The 16,704-nt window shown below is 66.9% G+C and carries 14 protein-coding genes and 3 pseudogenes; 6 read left to right on the top strand and 11 right to left on the bottom strand.

The annotated features are described in order from the left end of the window. The 8 genes from ACFKCF_RS45880 to ACFKCF_RS45845 all read right to left on the bottom strand — a co-directional run. The coding region (locus tag ACFKCF_RS45880; protein ID WP_394501670.1) for a LacI family DNA-binding transcriptional regulator at positions 1 to 1,021 on the bottom strand (1,021 nt) is incomplete at its 3' end. 115 nt (positions 1,022 to 1,136) lie between these two features. Beyond that, positions 1,137 to 2,465: a NosD domain-containing protein gene (locus ACFKCF_RS45875; protein WP_394501669.1), complete on the bottom strand. Its 1,329-nt coding sequence runs from the start codon at positions 2,463 to 2,465 to the stop codon at positions 1,137 to 1,139. Between the two features lie 162 nt (positions 2,466 to 2,627). After that, entirely contained in the window at positions 2,628 to 3,587 is a 960-nt protein-coding gene (locus ACFKCF_RS45870; protein ID WP_394501668.1) for a hypothetical protein, read from the bottom strand. Between the two features lie 33 nt (positions 3,588 to 3,620). Beyond that, positions 3,621 to 4,652 (bottom strand): LacI family DNA-binding transcriptional regulator, encoded by a 1,032-nt coding sequence (locus ACFKCF_RS45865; protein WP_394501667.1) that lies wholly within the window; start codon positions 4,650 to 4,652, stop codon positions 3,621 to 3,623. A gap of 60 nt (positions 4,653 to 4,712) precedes the next feature. Further along, complete coding sequence (locus tag ACFKCF_RS45860) at positions 4,713 to 5,834, bottom strand: glycoside hydrolase family 172 protein (RefSeq protein ID WP_394501666.1); 1,122 nt, start codon at positions 5,832 to 5,834, stop codon at positions 4,713 to 4,715. 28 nt (positions 5,835 to 5,862) lie between these two features. After that, positions 5,863 to 6,690, bottom strand: coding sequence for a carbohydrate ABC transporter permease (locus ACFKCF_RS45855; RefSeq protein WP_394501665.1), 828 nt, complete (start codon positions 6,688 to 6,690; stop codon positions 5,863 to 5,865). Continuing rightward, positions 6,687 to 7,646: a carbohydrate ABC transporter permease gene (locus tag ACFKCF_RS45850; protein WP_394501664.1), complete on the bottom strand. Its 960-nt coding sequence runs from the start codon at positions 7,644 to 7,646 to the stop codon at positions 6,687 to 6,689. The genes ACFKCF_RS45855 and ACFKCF_RS45850 overlap by 4 nt, the downstream gene beginning before the upstream one ends. 13 nt (positions 7,647 to 7,659) lie before the next feature. Further along, the gene (locus ACFKCF_RS45845; protein ID WP_394501663.1) at positions 7,660 to 8,964 is read right to left on the bottom strand and encodes an ABC transporter substrate-binding protein; all 1,305 of its coding nucleotides are present in this window, start codon (positions 8,962 to 8,964) and stop codon (positions 7,660 to 7,662) included. A gap of 204 nt (positions 8,965 to 9,168) precedes the next feature. Here ACFKCF_RS45845 and ACFKCF_RS45840 point away from each other — a divergent pair, with 204 nt between their 5' ends. From ACFKCF_RS45840 to ACFKCF_RS45820, 5 genes and pseudogenes are all read left to right on the top strand, one after another. Continuing rightward, the gene (locus ACFKCF_RS45840; RefSeq protein WP_394501662.1) at positions 9,169 to 9,891 is read left to right on the top strand and encodes a PfkB family carbohydrate kinase; all 723 of its coding nucleotides are present in this window, start codon (positions 9,169 to 9,171) and stop codon (positions 9,889 to 9,891) included. Beyond that, positions 9,836 to 9,961, top strand: a pseudogene (locus tag ACFKCF_RS45835) (PfkB family carbohydrate kinase); the annotation flags it as partial. The gene ACFKCF_RS45840 and the pseudogene ACFKCF_RS45835, both read left to right, overlap by 56 nt. Positions 9,962 to 9,972: 11 nt before the next feature. Then, positions 9,973 to 10,323, top strand: coding sequence for a replication initiator (locus tag ACFKCF_RS45830; protein ID WP_394501661.1), 351 nt, complete (start codon positions 9,973 to 9,975; stop codon positions 10,321 to 10,323). Next, a complete protein-coding gene (locus ACFKCF_RS45825) occupies positions 10,320 to 10,496 on the top strand; it encodes a helix-turn-helix transcriptional regulator (RefSeq protein WP_394501660.1) in 177 nt (58 codons plus the stop codon). Before ACFKCF_RS45830 ends, ACFKCF_RS45825 begins: the two co-directional genes overlap by 4 nt. A 3-nt stretch (positions 10,497 to 10,499) precedes the next feature. After that, entirely contained in the window at positions 10,500 to 11,735 is a 1,236-nt protein-coding gene (locus tag ACFKCF_RS45820; protein WP_394501659.1) for a tyrosine-type recombinase/integrase, read from the top strand. A 158-nt stretch (positions 11,736 to 11,893) separates the two neighbouring features. Here ACFKCF_RS45820 and ACFKCF_RS45815 read toward each other — a convergent pair. The 3 genes and pseudogenes from ACFKCF_RS45815 to ACFKCF_RS45805 form a co-directional block, all read right to left on the bottom strand. Continuing rightward, positions 11,894 to 12,010 (bottom strand): annotated as a pseudogene (locus ACFKCF_RS45815) (IS5/IS1182 family transposase); the annotation flags it as partial. Between the two features lie 107 nt (positions 12,011 to 12,117). Next, positions 12,118 to 13,896, bottom strand: a complete 1,779-nt coding sequence (locus ACFKCF_RS45810; protein WP_394501658.1) for a reverse transcriptase domain-containing protein — start codon at positions 13,894 to 13,896, stop codon at positions 12,118 to 12,120. 491 nt (positions 13,897 to 14,387) lie between these two features. Further along, positions 14,388 to 14,664 (bottom strand): annotated as a pseudogene (locus tag ACFKCF_RS45805) (transposase); the annotation flags it as partial. A 456-nt stretch (positions 14,665 to 15,120) separates the two neighbouring features. Here ACFKCF_RS45805 and ACFKCF_RS45800 point away from each other — a divergent pair. After that, entirely contained in the window at positions 15,121 to 16,578 is a 1,458-nt protein-coding gene (locus ACFKCF_RS45800; RefSeq protein ID WP_394501657.1) for an arabinofuranosidase catalytic domain-containing protein, read from the top strand. Positions 16,579 to 16,704: the final 126 nt, after the last annotated feature.

Raw genomic sequence — 16,704 nt, 5'->3', positions numbered from 1 at the left:
ACCGCGGCGGCGGCCCCACCGAGTCCCGCCTGACCAGCGGGCATGGCATGAGATGTCCCTGCTCTCGTTGCCCGAGGCCGTCTTGGATGAGCTCCAGCAGCCGGCGGACCGCCCACGTGCCCATCTCGTAATGGGGCAGGGCGACGGTCGTCAGTGCGGGGGACAGCTCGGGTGCGATCAGGTCCTGATCGTCGTACCCGACGACGGACAGGTCGTGTGGGATGCGCAGGCTGTTCTCGGCCGCGGCGCGGTAGCACCCCATCGCCATCCGGTCGTTGTAACAGAAGATCGCGGTGGGCCGTTCGTCGAGGTCGAGAAGGCGCCTCGCCGCTCGGTAACCTCCCGCCGTGTCGCCGTGCTCGGCCACGACAAGCTCCGGGGTAGCGGGGACCCCGGCCGCGGCCAGCGTTTCGTGGTACCCGGCCAGGCGTCCGGATGCCGCCGGGACCTCCAGCGACTCGGTGGCGAACCCGATCCGCCGGTGACCCGCGCGGAGGAGCTCGCCCACCGCCGCGGCCGCGCCTCCGCGTTCGTCGGGCACCACGTACGGCATGGACCCGCCGGTGGGGCGGGCGTCCAGGACGACGGTGCTCACGTCGCCGAGCATCTCGGGGATCTCGACGTCGCGGTGGTACATGGTGGCGTAGATGACACCATCGACCCTCCGGTCGAGCAGCGCCCGGACGGCCCGGCGTTCGAGCGCGTGCTCTCCCCCGGTGTTCACCAGGAACAGCAGGTAACCGGCCCGCCAGGCCGCGTCCTGAGCTCCCTGGATCATCCGCCCGGCGAACGGGGTGGTCGCTATGTCGTCGCTCACGAACCCGATCGTCTGCGTCCTGCGGGTACGGAGGCTGCGGGCGATCGGGTTGGAGGTGTAGCCGAGGTCGCGCGCGGCGGCGAGGATCCGCTCCCGGGTCTCGGGGCTGACGCGCGCGCCCTCGACGTTGTTCAGGACCACGGAGACTGTTGAGACGCCTACGCCGGCTCGGGCCGCGACGTCCTTGATCCGTGGCTTTCCCATGGTTCTCCCTGAAGAATCGATTCAGCAAATCGATTCTTCATCCCAAAACGGACACTGGCAAGGGTTCGATTCCGAGGCGTTACCGGGCCCGGGAGCTCGGGCCGCCCGGCAGAGGCTAGGGGGTGGCGCGGAAGGTGTACTCGGCGGCGTAGGCGACGAACTGCGAGGCGGTGGCGCTGTCGATCACTTTCGTGCCGTGCGTGCTCTCATCGAGCACCACGGCGTTCACCGCCACGTTGCTGACCACGCTGTTGTTGGACACGTGGTTGTTGTGTCCGGCGGCGACGAGGATCATGGTGGGTTGCGCGCCGGATGGTTTGATCTTGGCCGGAGCGACGTCATAGGCGAAGAGGTTGCCGGTGACCATGTTGCCGTCACCGCGCAGGTGGATCACCCCGTACAGGTCGTCCTTGCCGTTGTCGTACGGCTGCATCGGCCCCCAGGGTTCCGGTTCCCTCCGGAAGTGGTTGCCGCTGACGAGGTTCTCCTTGTTGGCCCCATCCGAATCGAGCATCCCGGGGTAGAAGCCGTGCAGCCGGTTTCCCGTGATCGACGACCGGTTGGTGTTCCGGAGGTGGATCAGGCTCTTGCCACGCGGGAAGATGTTGTTCCCGGCGATCAGCAGCCCTTGGTGCCCTTCGGCGAGAATCGAGTAGCCGATGTATCCGGCCCCGACATGGTTGTCGGTGACCTTCGACGCCTGTCCGGAGCCGATCAGCTCCACGCAGCTCCCGCATTCGGCGATGAAGTTGCCGTGCACGCTCAGCGCGTCCGCGTCTCGCACGATCAGTGCGCGCTCAAGGTAGACGAACCCCATCCGTTCGATGCGGAAGGCGTCGTTCGCCGTTTCGACGCGGATCCCGATCCTGCCGTTGGCGTAGGAGTTCTGGTTCGGCGTGAAGGAGAGTCCGTCGAGGCAGAAGTTGTCGAAGACGACCGAGCTCAGCCGTGGATCCCCGCTGCGGGAGACCAAGAAGGCCTCGCTCTTGCCGTCGGTGTTCTCGACCCGGATCCGGCTGCCGCCCGGCCAGATCTCGTGCCAGGCCGAGGTGTCGCCGGCGTTGTACCGGATGCTGGAGGAGGCGAAGCCGTGGCCGTCGCCCTTGATGGTGAGGTAGCTGACATCGACCGTGACCCTGGTCTTGAGCGGGTAGTCGCCGGGCGGGATGTGAATCACCGCACCGGGCTTCGACGACTGGTCGGGCTGGCGCTGCTTGATGTCGGCGATGATGTCGTTGATCAACGCGCCGATGTCGGTGTAGCAGGTGATGGCCGGGTTGGTGGAGTGGGGCCAGGTCGTGACGTCGTACACCGTGGACGGCCGGGTCTGAGCGGCTGCGGCGGGCCGGCCTGACAGCACGGCTAAGCCGGCCGCCGCCGCGCCGACGGCCGGCACTCCTCTGAGCAGCGCGCGGCGGGCGAGGCTGGGATTCTTCTCGGTCATGCGGTTCCTCCTGACGGTGGGAAGCGATATCTGGGGGGTCGAGAAGGCAGGTGGGCTGAAGTGTGCCCGCCGTGCTCCAGCCCAGAGAGCAAGGCGGCGCTTGAGGGCATGCCGGTCGGCTTTGTCGAAGGTGGTTCGAGGGCCCGTCGAGCGGGCGGGGTGTCACATCGGGAGCGGCTGGGTGCTCTGCAGGCCGTGAGCCGGATCGAGGCGCACGGGGATCGGGCCGGTGATTTCGCCGATGAAGCCGCCGTCGTCGGTGTGGCGGAAGGCGAGCATGACCCAGGCGCCCGCGCGATCTCGAACGATGCGGCCGCTGTAGAGGGACTCTTCGGTGAGGCGCCGCGCCTGCCGCGGGTCGTACGGTCCGAGCAGGTCGCCGGGTTGGAGTACCCAGACACCGCCGCGCTCGCCGGTCGAACGCCGCTCCTCCGACAGCTCGGTGTGAAGGCTCGAGAACAGCAGTACGGGGCTGCCGCCGACGATCTCCACCTGGATGACCTCCAGGTGGCCGAAGCCGGTGCCGGGCGCGCTGAGCGGAGGTTGCGCTTCCCAGGTGAGCAGATCGTGGGAGCGGGCGTGTCCGATCACACCGCGCTGGTCGGGGTCGCCGACCCGGGAGCGGGCGGTGATGAGCATGTGCCAGCCGTCCCCGCCAGGGTCTCGAAAGACCCAGGGGTCACGCCACGCTTCATCGGGCCACTGAGCGCCATGGAGTTGTTCGTACCAGCGTGGGTCGCTTTCCAGGATGGCTTCCGCGCCGTGCTTGTGCCAGGTGTGCAGGTCGTCCGAGGTGGCCAGGCCGATGCGCTGTTTGAGCCCGCGTTCGGCGTGGCTGGTGCCGGTGTAGAACATGTGCCAGGTGCCGTCGTCCGCCCGGACGATCGAGCCTGTCCAGGTGGTGTAGTCGTCGAAGGCGGGGCTGGTGCTGGGGGCGAGGGCGTCAGGGCGTACGGTCCAGTCGGTGAGGTCGGCGGACACGGCATGGCCGACCGAGACGTTCCAGTGGCGCTGGTCGGGGTCGCCGATCGTCTTGGGCGCCTTGAGGAAGTACAGATGGTAGGTCTCGCCGTCGTCGGCGAGCCAGAAGTCCCAGACCCAATGGTCGTCGAGACGCAGCACGTAAGACCCTTCCGGTGATGACGCCGGTACGCCTCAGGCGGACGGTGCCGCGACCGAGGACCGGCGGACGAGGGGGCAGGGCAGTGTCCGCACGGGGACAAGCCCTGTTTTCCGGGCGGGGTCGTCGATCAGCTCCATGAGGCGATCGACGGCCCAGGCGCCCATTTCGTAGTGGGGTAGCTGCAGGGTGGTGAGGGCGGGGTACAAGCCGTCGGCGATGTACTCCTGGTTGTCGAAACCGACGACCGACACGTCCGCGGGGATGCGCAGACCGAGCTCGGCGGCCGCCCGATAGGCCCCCATGGCCATACGGTCGTTGTAGCAGAAGATCGCGGTGGGCCGGGGCGTGCGCTCCAGCAGGCGGCGGCAGGCCAGGTAGCCGCCCGTGGACTCGGACTCCTCCCGCACCACGAGTGCGGGATCGTAGGCGATCCCCGACTCCTCCAGTGCCTGCCGATAACCGTGCAGGCGCCCGTGGGTGGCGGGAACGTCGTCGCTGTTGAGGGCGAGCCCTACGCGCCGGTGGCCGTGCTCGAGCAGTTCCCGGGTGGCGTCGTAGCCTCCCTGGACCTCGTCCGGGACCACGGCGGGCGGCCCATCACCTTCGATCCTCGCGTCGGCCAGGACCAGCGGGAGACCGTGCAGGGCGGCCGGAATCTCGACGACCTGGTGGTACATCGTGGCGTACAGCACCCCGTCGACCTGTTGCTGGTGCAGCGCCTGGATGCCGCGCGCCTCCGCGGCCGGGTCTCCCCCGGTGTTGATGAGCATCAACGCCCACCCGCGAGTCATCGCGACCTCCTGGGCGCCGAGGATCAGCCGGCCGGCGTGCGGGGTGGTCGCGATGTGGTCGCTGATCATCCCCAGCATGTGGCTGCGCTGGGTGCGCAGTCCGCGGGCCATTTTGTTGGGGGCGTACCCCAGCCGCTCGGCTGTCTCGCGAACCCTGCGACGGGTTTCGTCGGGCAGCCGGGCGCCCTCCACATCGTTGAGCGCGCGGGAGACGGTCGTGATGGACACGCCTGCTTCGCGTGCGACGTCCCGGATGCTCGGTCGCCTGGTCACCGCCTGTCTCCTCTTCCTCGCTGCTGCCAGGGGGATCCCTTGATGGCGTGGTCGGTCGCATCACTCGTCCCAGAGACCGTGCTCGGGCCAGCGGCGCGGCAGCCGCTCCTCGACCGGGGGGAGGTCGGCGTGCGGGGCGTGCGGATGGAGTTGGTACCAGTAAGCGACGCTGGAGTAGTCGTTGCCCTGGTCGTTGGCGTGGCCATGTTCAATGGTGACGCGAATGGACTCGGCGAAGCGAACGGGATCCTCGATGTGGAAGCGGTACATGCTCCACAGGCCGAAGTGCTCCTGCGGACTGCTGGCCAGCGATATGCCGTGGTACGGCCCGGCGTACCCCCCGCTCGGGAATCCCCACGCGGCGTTGAAGTAGTCCTCGGTGCCGGTGCCGTGCAGGGACGGCGGCCACTGCTCACCATCGATGAAGATCATGTCATCGCCCTCCCCCGGCCAGGTGAACTGCTGGTTGGAGGCGTCGAAGTTGTCGATGCTCAGCACGCAGCCGACGTAGTGCCCGGTGCCGGTGGCGTCCAGGATGACGTAGTTGTCGTCTCCGGTGAGGTTGACGCCCGGCAGCTCCCACGGTGGGGGGTTCTCCGCGCCCGAGGGGTGCACGACCTTCTGGCAGGGCTTCTCCTGCCGGTAGTAGGCGTGGAAACGGCCCATGTCCTCGGGAATCGGCTCGTTGGTGAGCTCATAGTCGATGTAGTAAAAGAAATTCTCCACCGGCATGTCGCTCTCGTTGCGCAGTACGATCTCGGCGCGCGAGCCGAACGGCATCGGGAAGTAGCAGTTCATCGCGGCTGCGAATGGGCCCTTGGGTCCGCGGCGCGGACCGAAGACCATGCTGAGCGGCAGTGACACGTAGTGCGTACAGGTTGCGTGCCCGACCCCGAAGAAGTCGCCCAGCGGGCTGCGCACGCTGGGGTTGTCCTCGCCGTCCCAGTACATCTCGATGACGAGCTTGCGCAGGTACTTCTCCGAGTAGCACCGGGTGGTCAGCCAGATGTGCTCGATGATCCCGCTGCCCTCGATGTCGGCCAGCACGTGGGTCTCGCCCGGGGCGACGACGGCGAAGTCGCGGTTGCCGCCGGTACGGTCCCAGGTCGACGATCGCAGCGATCGTCCGGCCTTGACGTGCGGAAGTCCGCCCAGCGGGCTGGTCGGCTGCCAGAACTGCATGGATATTGACCTTTCGCGAAATGGTGGATCAGCCCTTGACGGCGCCGAGGGTCATGCCCGCGACGATCCGCCGCTGGAGCAGCAGGGTGAACAGGACGACGGGGACGGAGTACAGGGTGGCCAGTGCGGTCATGGGTCCCCATTGCAGGCCGTACTGGGTCTGGAAGTTGGCGATGACGATCGGCGTCGTCTGCGCCCGCACCGCCGTGAGCAGCAGCGCGAACAGGAACTCGTTCCAGGACGCGAGGAAGGCGAAGATCGCCGTCACCGCGATGCCGCCGCCGACGACCGGCACCACGATCCGCACCATCGCCTGCAGCCGGGTGCAGCCGTCGACCTTCGCCGCCTCCTCCAGACTGGACGGCACTGCCTCGAAGAAGCTGGCCATCAGCCAGATCGACAGCGGCAGCGAGATCGTCGTGTGGGCCAGGGCGAGCGCGGTCGGCGTGTCGGTGATGCCGGCCGCACTCATCAGGTTGACCAACGGAACCCCGACGGCGACGGGCGGCACCATACGGGTGACCAGGGCCAGCATGACGAAGATCCGCCCGCTCACGGTCCCGTAGCGGGTGATGCCGTATGCGGCCGGGACCGCGAGCAGGACCGACAGCAGCGTGCTGATCACGGCGGTGGAGGTGCTGTTGATGAACGAGGGAATCACGCCGGGCGTGGCCAGAGCGGTGCCGTAGTTCTCCAGGCTCCAGGACTCGGGCAGCACCATCGGCGGCACGGCGATGGCGTCAGTGGGCAGTTTCAGCGAGGTCAGGACGAGGTACGCGAACGGAAACGCGTACAACACCACGATGGTGGCCAGCAGTGCCCACAACAGCGTGCGGGTGCTCATGCGGGAGGTCATCGCGCCGCCCCCTTCCCCGGCCGCCAGATGGTGGCGACCGCGATCAGCGCTACGACCAGCATCGCGAGCAGGTAGAGGGTGCCCATGGCGCTGGCGAGCCCCGGCTCGCCGAATCGCACCATCGTCCGGTAGATGAGCAGGCTGAGCGTCTCGGAGGCCGACTGTGGGCCGCCATTGGTCTGGATGAGGATCACGTCGAAAGCCCGCGCCGCGTCGATGCCGCGTACGACGAGCGCGACGGCGATGACCGGCCGCAGCAGCGGCAGCGTCACGCGTGTGAGGGTGTGCCAGGGCCCGCTGCCGTCGAGACGAGCGGCCTCCAGCACGTCGCCCGGAATGTTCTGCAACCCCGCGAACAGCACCAGGGCCATGAACGAGGTGGTCAGCCAGATGTCCGGCAGAGCCACCGAGAACAGCACGATGCCCGGGTCACTCAGCCAGCCGATCGCGTCGGGCCCGCCGATGACGCCGAGCCGGGTGAGCAGTTCGTTGACGATGCCGAAGTTGTCGATCAGCAGGAACCGCCAGAGCAGGCCCGCCACCACCGGGGCGATCATCAGGGGGTACAGGAACAGCGTCCGGATCCACCTTGCCCGCCTGCCGAGCGCGTTGAACAGCAAGGCCACCGCCAGCCCGAGGGTGAATTCCAGCGTGACGACGAGCGTCGTGTACAAGGCCGTACGACCGGCAGCGCCGAGAAACTCGGGCGAGGTCAGCGCCTGGCCGTAGTTGCCCAGTCCGGTGAATTCACGTGTCCCGGCCAGCGGGGCGATGTCGTACAGGCTGTCCACGACCAGCTTCACCAGCGGCCAGCCGACGAACACCGCCAGGAACACCGCCGCCGGGGCCATCAGAGCCAGCGCGAACCGGTCGTCGGTGAACCCGCGACCGGGCCGGCGGCGCCGGTGATCGCCCCTGGCCGGGGCCTCGCCGCCAAGGGGGACGGTCCTGTCCACCGTTCGGATCAATTCACTTGGCAAGGCTCTGGACCTTGCTCTTGGCGGCGGCCAGCAGGGCCGCGTAGTCGGCGTTCGGGGTGAGCGACTGCTGCAGCATCGGGATCAGCACGGTGTCCACGATCTGCTGCCACTTGGCCGTCGCCGGACGTGGCTTGGTGGCTGTCGCGTTGAGGGTCTCCAGCAGCGGCTTGAAATGTTCGTAGCCGGGCCTGTCGGCGTACTGCTCGAATGCCGACTTCCGAGCCGCCAGCCCGAGTGAGGACTCGATCGCCATCGCGTTGTTGTCATAGGCGAACTTGACGAACTCGGTGGCCAGGTCGGCTTGCTTGCCGGCCTTGGGCACTGACAGGTACCAGGGACCGGGGACGCCTGCCACGCCCGCCGCTCCTCCGATCATGGGCGCGACCCCGACCTTGCCGTGCACCGGGGAGTCCTTCGGGATGAGCGGAAATGCGTGCGCCCAGAACCGCATCATCGCCGTCTTGCCCTGGTTGAACAGGTTCTGCGCGCCCGCCCAATCAAGCTGCCCGGCACCGGGCGGGCTCACCTTGAGCTTGTTGTTCAGGTCGCTGTAGAACGTCAGCGCCTTCAGGTGCTGCTCGTTGTCGACGATGACGTGGCCGGAGGCGTCCAGGACCATGCCCGGCGACCCGGCCTGCAGCACGTGCGCGAGCCATTCGGTCTCGACGGCGCCTTTGACGTCTGTGCCGTACAGCGTGCCGCCGCGGGTGAAGAAGGCCGCCACGTCGTTGAACTGCTCCCACGTCGTGGGCGGGGCGAGCTCGCGGCCGTACTTCTTCTTGAAGGCGGCCCGTTCGCCGGAGTCCTCGAACAGGTCCTTGCGGTAGAAGAGGATCTCGGCGTTGGTCCACACGGGCATGCCGACGAACGTGCCGCCGACCTGCGCCTCGGTCACGAGGGCCGGGAACAGGTCAGCCTTGACGTCCGCCGTGAACAGCTCGGTCAAGGGGCGTACGGCCCCCGCGAACGCGGGCAGCCAGATCGCGTCCAGGGCGGCCACATCGAAACTGAGGGCGCCGGAGGACAGCTCACCGGACAACCGATTGAACAGGCCGTCGTACGGCAACTCGATGAACGTCACCTTCGCGCCGGTCTTCGTGGTGAACGCCTCGGCGACCTTCGTCAGCTCAGCTTTGCCGCCCGCCTCGACCAGGACGCTGAGGGCCTTGGCGCCGCCTGCGCCCGATCCGCTCGTCGTCCCGCCGGCGCCGCACGCCGTGGCCATTACCGCCAGGCCCGACACGCCCGTCCACCTCAACAGGTCGCGCCGGGACAGGCCTGAGTTGTGAGACATGGTGCTCTCTCCCGTCAGCCCGGGGCTCATGCGGTGCACCCCCGACCGCCGCAGAGCAAAAACGTTTGCGCAAACGTAGCTCCCTGCATCGAAGCAGGTCAAGAGGACGAGCGAAACTTCCCCGCAATCCTCCCGAAACCAGCCTCCGGCCTTGCGGAATCGATTCATCAAATGTCACCATGTCGCCGGCATGAAGGGAGGCACATGACGTTCCTGGTGATCGGCGAGAGCCTCGTCGACCTGATCGGCTCTCCTGACGCACGGCGGTTCAGCGCCGTCGCGGGAGGCAGCCCGCTCAACGTCGCGGTCGCGCTTGCCACGCTCGGGCAGCCAGTGCGATTCGCCAGCGAGATGGGCGACGACTTCTTCGGCGACCTGCTGCGGGACCATCTCGGCAGACACGGAGTCGGGCCTGCCGAGATAGTCCCGAGCGCCGCGACCAGCCTGGCCTTCGCCAGGATCGGCGAGGGCGGGTCGGCGTCCTACGACTTCCGGTTCGACTGGCGCTTCTCCGGCCCGGTCTCGCTCGACGGCGTCACCTGCCTGCACACAGGATCGCTGGCCACGCTCGTCGAGCCCGGCGCCAGGCATGTCCGGGAGGTGATGCGGGCCGCTGCCGAAGCGGGAATCGTCGTCTCCTACGACCCCAACATTCGCACCTCGCTCATCGGCGACCGGGCATCCGCACTGACGTCGGTCGAGGACTGCGTACGGCTCTCGCGACTGGTCAAGGTGAGCGCGGAGGACCTGGCCTGGCTGTATCCGGGCGAGCCGGGCCTGGACGCGGCGCGACGCTGGGCGGCGTGGCCGGGGAAGCGCCTGGTCGTGGTGACCCGGGGCGGCGACGGCGGTCGGCGATCCTCGGTGACTCGTGATCACCTGCCCCGCACCCGTCGTCGAACTTGTCGACACGGTCGGCGCGGGTGACACCTTCACCGCCGCCTACCTTGCGGTTCTCGGCGATGGCGAACTCACCGCGCAGCGAGTTCGCGACTCGTTGCGCCACGGATGCGCGACCTGGAGCTGTACAACCTGCGTGACCACGCCCGCCGCCTCATCACCACCTGCATGCGCCTTGGCAGCGAACCCGACCTCGCCGAACTCCGCCTCACCAACTGGGCCCACATGCTCGGCTTCCGCGGCCACTTCTCGACCCGCTCCCGCCACTACTCCACCACCCTCGGCGACATCCGAGCCGAACGCGAACACCACGCCCGAGACAACGACATCACCACCGGCCGCCTCCCCCTCTTCGACGAAGACAGCGTCCTCGTCATCAGCGAATGGGAGTACGCAGGCAAGGGCCACTCCCTCGGCGATCAACTCCCGGTCGCTGCCATCACTGGAGGGTGCCTATGAGTACTCTCGCCAAGCTCTGGACTGTGGAGGACGTAGCAACCTTCCTCGGTGTTCCGGTCGCCACGCTCTGCCAATGGCGGCACCACCGCACAGGCCCCAGAGGCCGCAAGATCGGCCGTCACCTGCGCTATGTGCCCGAGGACGTCATGTCCTGGGTCCAGGACCAGGAGTAGCCCATGGCCTTCGTCAAGGACCTGTGGACGAAGACCATCCGGACCCCGGACGGCAAGTCGCAGAAGGTCAAGACCGCACGCCACGGCAAGGGCAAGCGCTGGCTCGCCGTCTGGGTGGACCCCGACGGCAAGGAACGTTCGACCGCGTACGACCGCAAGGCCGACGCCGAACGCAAGATCGCCGCCATGGGCGCCGACATCGCCCGCGGCGACTACATCGACCCGAGTGCCGGCAAGGTGCTCTTCGCCGACCTCGCCGAACGGTGGCTCGCCTCACGCATCGTGGACCCCTCGACCAAGATCCGGTACGAGTACATCCACCGCCTCCACGTCGCGCCGACCTTCGCCAAGCGTCAGGTGAAGAGCATCAAGCCGTCGCAGATCCAAGCGTGGATCAGCGGCCTGAGCAGCCGCTTCGAGACCTCGACCGTACAGACGGCCTTCCTGGTCCTGCAGGGCGTCCTCGACCTGGCCGTCGCCGACGAGGCGATCAAGCGAAGTCCCGCCAAGTCGCCGATCGTTCAGGTGCCGAAGCGCACCGCGGAAGAGATCACAGCGTGGTCGGACGAACGGGTCCACGCCCTGATCGACGCTCACCCCGCCCTCTTCCGTCTGCTCCCGATGCTCGGAGCCGCATGCGGACTACGGCAGGGTGAGCTGTTCGGCCTGGCCCTCGAAGACATCGACTTCGAGGAGCGCCTTCTCCGTGTACGACGGCAAATCAAGAAGTTAGGAGCCGACCACGTCTTCGCCCTCCCGAAGAACGACCGTGAGCGGGTCGTACCGCTGCCCGACTGGGCCGCCGAGGCCATCAAGCGGCACGTCTCGACCTATCCCCCGCTGGCTTGCTCTCTGCCCTGGGAGAAGGTGGACGGCAAGCTTCGCACGCACAACTTGCTGTTCCGATGGACGGACGACCGCTTCATCAAGGCCAGGAGCTACAGCGAGACCGTGTGGAAGCCCACCCTCGTAAAGGCCGGCGTGATTCCCGGCCCCGCTAGGGACTCACGCCAACGCGCCCGCTTCGTCACCTCCCGCAAGGAAGGGCTTCACCAGCTTCGTCACTACTACGCCAGCGTCATGCTCGCCGGCGGGGTCTCGGTCAAAGAGCTTGCCGAGTATCTCGGGCATGCCGATCCCGGCTTCACCCTGCGCGTCTACGCTCACATGATGCCGGGCTCACATGATCGTGCCAGACAGGCGATCGATGACCGTCTGTTCCGCCTCCCGGGCCGTTGAAGGCGCCAAGCGTTGGGACGGCGTGGTGCGGTCGACGTCGAGGCTGCTTCCAGACGGGCTGGTCTACTGCAGACGCAACGTCTGCAGGACCTCCGCGGGTGTCAGGACCACAATGCCTACTCGGCGTTTGAGTTCTTCCCGTTTCTTAAGACGTCGTCTCATTTGGTGAGTCGGCGGTAGCAAATAAGGGCGGCGGCGATCGCGACGAAGGATGCGAAGTGGTCGGCCCGGCGTTCGTAGTGGCGGTGCAGGCGTCGGCAGCCGGCCAGCCAGGAGGATGGGTCGGCCGAGCGACGAGGTGTCAGCCGGGGCTGATCCTTTTCCGCTCGGCCTCCCGCCGAACCGGACTTGATGGTTTCCCGATCATCCGGCTCTCCAGTGACTACTGCGTGAACGGTGAAGCAGGTTGCCCGTGGATTTGGTCATGGCAGGCGGCGCAGACCACGAGGGTCTTTCGTCGCCGGTTGGCCATGGCTTTGGCCCACTGGGGCTGGAGCGGCCCGGGTGCGCCGAGGTCTTTCAGCGCGCGGACGTGGTGGACCTGAACCTCGCCCTTGTGCTGGCAGATCTCGCAGATGTCCGCCAGGAGCCGGGTGAGCAGCTCTTTGTGCGGATAGTCGACCCGGATCGGCTGGCGGTCGATGACCGTCGCCGTCTTGTGCCGATGGAGTGGTATCCCACCGAACCGTGCGACCAGTGGCTGCCTGCCAGGGCGTTCGAGGCATGCCTCGAAGCAGGTGCGCGGCCCGTGCGGTGTGGAGATCTTGGCCTTATGCTTGGCCGCCATCTTCGACACCGACGAGCGGTGCTTGCCTGCCAGGGTCTTGAGCATCGAGGTCTCCATGACCCAGCGCAGCCGGTGAAGCCGGAAGACGTCTCCGGCCAGCAGGTAGTACTGGACGATGCCCCGGTAGATGGCCCCGTAGGTTGCGACGATGGTGTAGTCGGCGCCGTTGGTCAGGGCCTTCTGCTTGGCGGGTTTGCCGTGCCGCAGGTAGGGGTTGGCTTTGGCCTTGATCACATCCAGGGGTATCCGCAGCGCGACCTGCCCGTTGACCGTCCTGCGACGTCGGGTGGTCTTGCTGCTGTTGTGCTGGATGGTGATCTCATAGCCGAGGAACCGGGCCGCGCCGGTGCGGGCGTGGGTGATCAGCGTCTTGTCCGCCGACAGTTCCAGCTTGAGTTCGTCGCGCAGGAACGTCGTCAGCCGCTGTTTGATCTCCTCGGCTTCGGCCTTGGGTCCGGTGAACCCGAGCAGATGGTCATCTGCGTATCTGCAGTAGCGCAGCCGTCGATACTCCGGATCGCCCGGGTCGGCGCTGGGCAGGCTGACCATCCGTCGCCGTAGTGTCCGAGCCTCGGCTCGGTCGCCGCGTCGGCGGGCTTTGGCCAGTTGGTTCTGCAGGTCGAGGTAGGCAGGATTGCGAGCCCTGCGTCCCCCTCGGGTGTACTCCGGAATCAGAACCGTCTCGACGAACACATCCAGCTTGTGCAGGTAGATCGAGGACAGGATCGGCGAGGCGACCCCGCCTTGAGGAGCGCCCGACAAGGTGGCTCCCCATTTCCAGTCCTCCAGGTATCCGGCCCTGAGCATGTTACGCACCAGCCGCAGGAACCGGTTGTCGTGGATCTTCTCCGACAAAATCTTGATCATCAGGTCGTGGTCCAACGACCCGAAGCAGTCGGCGATGTCTCCCTCGATGAACCAGGCCGTCCCGGTCCAGGTGTTGGCGATCTCCCGCAGCGCGGTATGACAGCCTCGCCGTGGCCGAAACCCGTGAGACCGGTCGGAGAACGTCGGCTCGTAATACGCCTCAAGCAACAGACGCACGACTTCGCCGACGAGTTTGTCCGACCAGGTCGGCAGCCCCAGCGGACGCGTCTTCCCGTTCTTTTTCGGGATATGCACCCGCCGGACCGGACGGAATCGATAGCGCTCGTGGCGCATCGCATCAATGATGCCTTCGATCTTCCGCACGGACATGCCGTCCACGGTTTCCTGCGTGACTCCGGGCGTCATCGCGCCATGGTTGGCATAGATGCGTCCGTAAGCCAAGAGATATAACTGCGGATTGAACAGTTGCCGATACAGTCCTTCACATGGCAGGCCACGCCTGCCGCGTTCACGCAGGACACCCAGCACCGTTGCGGCGCTCTGCATTACGCATACCTCCCGATCTGGTGGTGTCCGATCACCTGGCCTCCTTCGCCCATGTAGACGGCTTTTCCGCCCTCCCTGGCCGGTCGTGACTCCGGCGACTACTACGAGGCCTCCGTCGCCATAGGGCTCGCGCCCGACAGGCGATCCCGCGTTCGTCTCTGTTGCACGTGACAGCGTGACGTAGGCGTCCCACTCATCTCCTTGAACACCCTCGCTGGGCGTCGCCCCGCACTCCGGAGGTTGCATCAGCCGACAATCGAAGCCAACGCAGAGCACGGCACCGGTTTCAAAGGTCTTTCCGGCAGATGGGAACTTGCATCGACTGGAGATTAGGATTCAGGCAATCAAGCTTTCGCCATATCACGCGGGCCCCTCCGGCACCCCGTCCCAGACCTCTGGGCTCGGCCGCCGGATTTCCTGGCATGCTATTGTCCCCTTCACCTTTCGGATCCAGGTCAGCCATTCGGCCCAGAAACCTCCCTCCAAGTCCCTCCCGGCTCAGCCGGGGATACAACAGAGCGCCTCGCGGCGCACACGGTCCGCTCGACCACCCAGCGTGACGTCGTCTGCCAGGAGGCTCCGAAGACGGGCAGGGAGCTGCCGCCAGGCGCAGCCGGTGATGGCCACGTACACGATCGCCGCCAGGATCAGACGATCGTTCACCCGCCGCCGCCCGCCACCTTGGGGCCTGGTCGGCGATGGCGGAACCACTCGCTGGAATAGCTCCCATAACTCATCCGGCACCAACCGCTGTAAGAACGCTTCCACGACTCATCCACGAGCGATCTCCAAATGAGTCACGCTCTTATTAGAGCCCTAAAAAGGAGGCCGCAGACCGGCCCGAGCCCGGTTGATCGAGGACGGGAAGCAAGCACCAATTAATCGCCGACGCCACCGGCATCCCGCTCACAGCCGCCGGACGGCGGTCCGCTGAGGCGGGCGACGTTCACCTCCCGGCGGACGCGGGGGATGAAAGTTTCACGACATCTCCTCGCAACGGTGCGAACGCGTCACGGTAAGAGCCCAGGCGGCGCGCCGACGGCACCCGGGCGTCCGGGAGATTTGATCCACGTTCTTGACGCCGGGACCTTCATTGGATTGACTCCCCACTACTGTTAACCGCGAATTGATGTCGGGCGAGAATCAATGTTAGCGTTAACACTACCTAGCAGGCCCGCCGTGTCGGCGCCGTCCGATTTCGATTCCCGATCGAGAGAAGAAGGCATGATGCTTTCCGGGAGCCTGAGAAGGGCGCTCGCGGCCGGGGCGAGCACGTTGATCGCCGCCGCCTGCCTGGTTGGCGGTGGTACAGCCCAGGCCGCGACATCGCAGTCGTGTGACATCTACGCCGCGGGCGGGACGCCGTGTGTGGCGGCGCACAGCACGACCCGTGCTCTGTACGGCGCCTACAACGGCCCCCTGTACCAGGTCCGGCGGGCCTCGGACAACACGACCCGCGACATCGGCGTGCTGAGCGCGGGTGGAGTCGTCGACGCCGCCGCCCAGGACTCCTTCTGCGCCAACACGACCTGCCTCATCACCATCATCTATGACCAGTCCGGCCGCAATAACCGCCTCACCCAGGCGCCTCCCGGCTACTGGAAGGGTCCTGCCCCTGGCGGATGGGACAACCTCGCCGACGCGAAGGCGGCCCCGATCACCATCGGCGGCCAGAAGGCGTACGGCGTCCGCGTAGAGCCCGGCACCGGCTACCGCAACAACAACACCAACGGCGTCGCGACCGGCGACCAGCCCGAGGGCATCTACGCCGTCGTCGACGGCACGCACTACAACGAGTGGTGCTGCTTCGACTACGGCAACGCCCAGACGGACGGCCAGGCCGACTCCCCCGCCATCATGGAGACCGTCTACTTCGGCGCCGACAAACAGTGGGGCTACGGGGCCGGAGCCGGCCCCTGGATCATGGCCGACCTGGAGTGGGGACTGTTCTCCGGCGTGAACGCGGGCTACAACAACCTCGCGCCCATCAACCACCGCTTCGTCACCGCCATCGTCAAGGGCGAGCCGAACCACTGGGCGATCCGGGGCGGCAACGCACAGTCGGGCGGCCTGACGACCTACTTCGACGGACGGCGCCCCAACGGCTACCACCCGATGAAGAAGGAAGGCGCCATCCTGCTCGGCATCGGCGGCGACAACAGCGTCTCGGGCCGCGGCACCTTCTTCGAGGGCGTGTTGACCTCCGGTTATCCGAGCGCCGCCACCGAGGACGCCGTACAGGCCAACATCGCCGCCGCCGGCTACGCGCCAGCGGGCGGCGGCAACCCGCAGCAGGGCGTCCAGATCGTGGGCGGCCAGTCCGGCCGGTGCGTCGAGGTGCCGAACTCCAGCACTGCCAACGGCACCCAGGTGCAGTTGTGGGACTGCGGGAGCGGCACCAACCAGCGGTTCACCTACACATCGGGCAAGAGCCTGCAGGTGTACGGCAACAAGTGTCTGGACGCCTACGGGCAGGGCACCACCAACGGCACCCAGGTAATCATCTGGGACTGCAACGGCCAGGCCAACCAGCAGTGGAACGTCAACTCCAACGGCACGATCACCGGCGTGCAGTCGGGGCTGTGCCTGGACGCCAACGCGGCGGGTACCGCCAACGGCACGAAACTCATCCTGTGGTCCTGCAACGGACAGGCCAACCAGCGGTGGACCCTGCGCAGCTGATTCTGACCATCTGGTTAGACCGTGACTCATTTGGGCGCTGACAGATGGCCCGCCTTCCCGCATCCGCATGGCGATCCCGGAGCCCTTCGTCGGCCAGCAAGCCTGTCGACGAGGGCTTTCCGGCAG

It is taken from the genome of Nonomuraea sp. JJY05, assembly GCF_043496855.1.
Classification (GTDB): domain Bacteria; phylum Actinomycetota; class Actinomycetes; order Streptosporangiales; family Streptosporangiaceae; genus Nonomuraea.
This window is presented reverse-complemented; position numbering and strand designations above follow the sequence as displayed.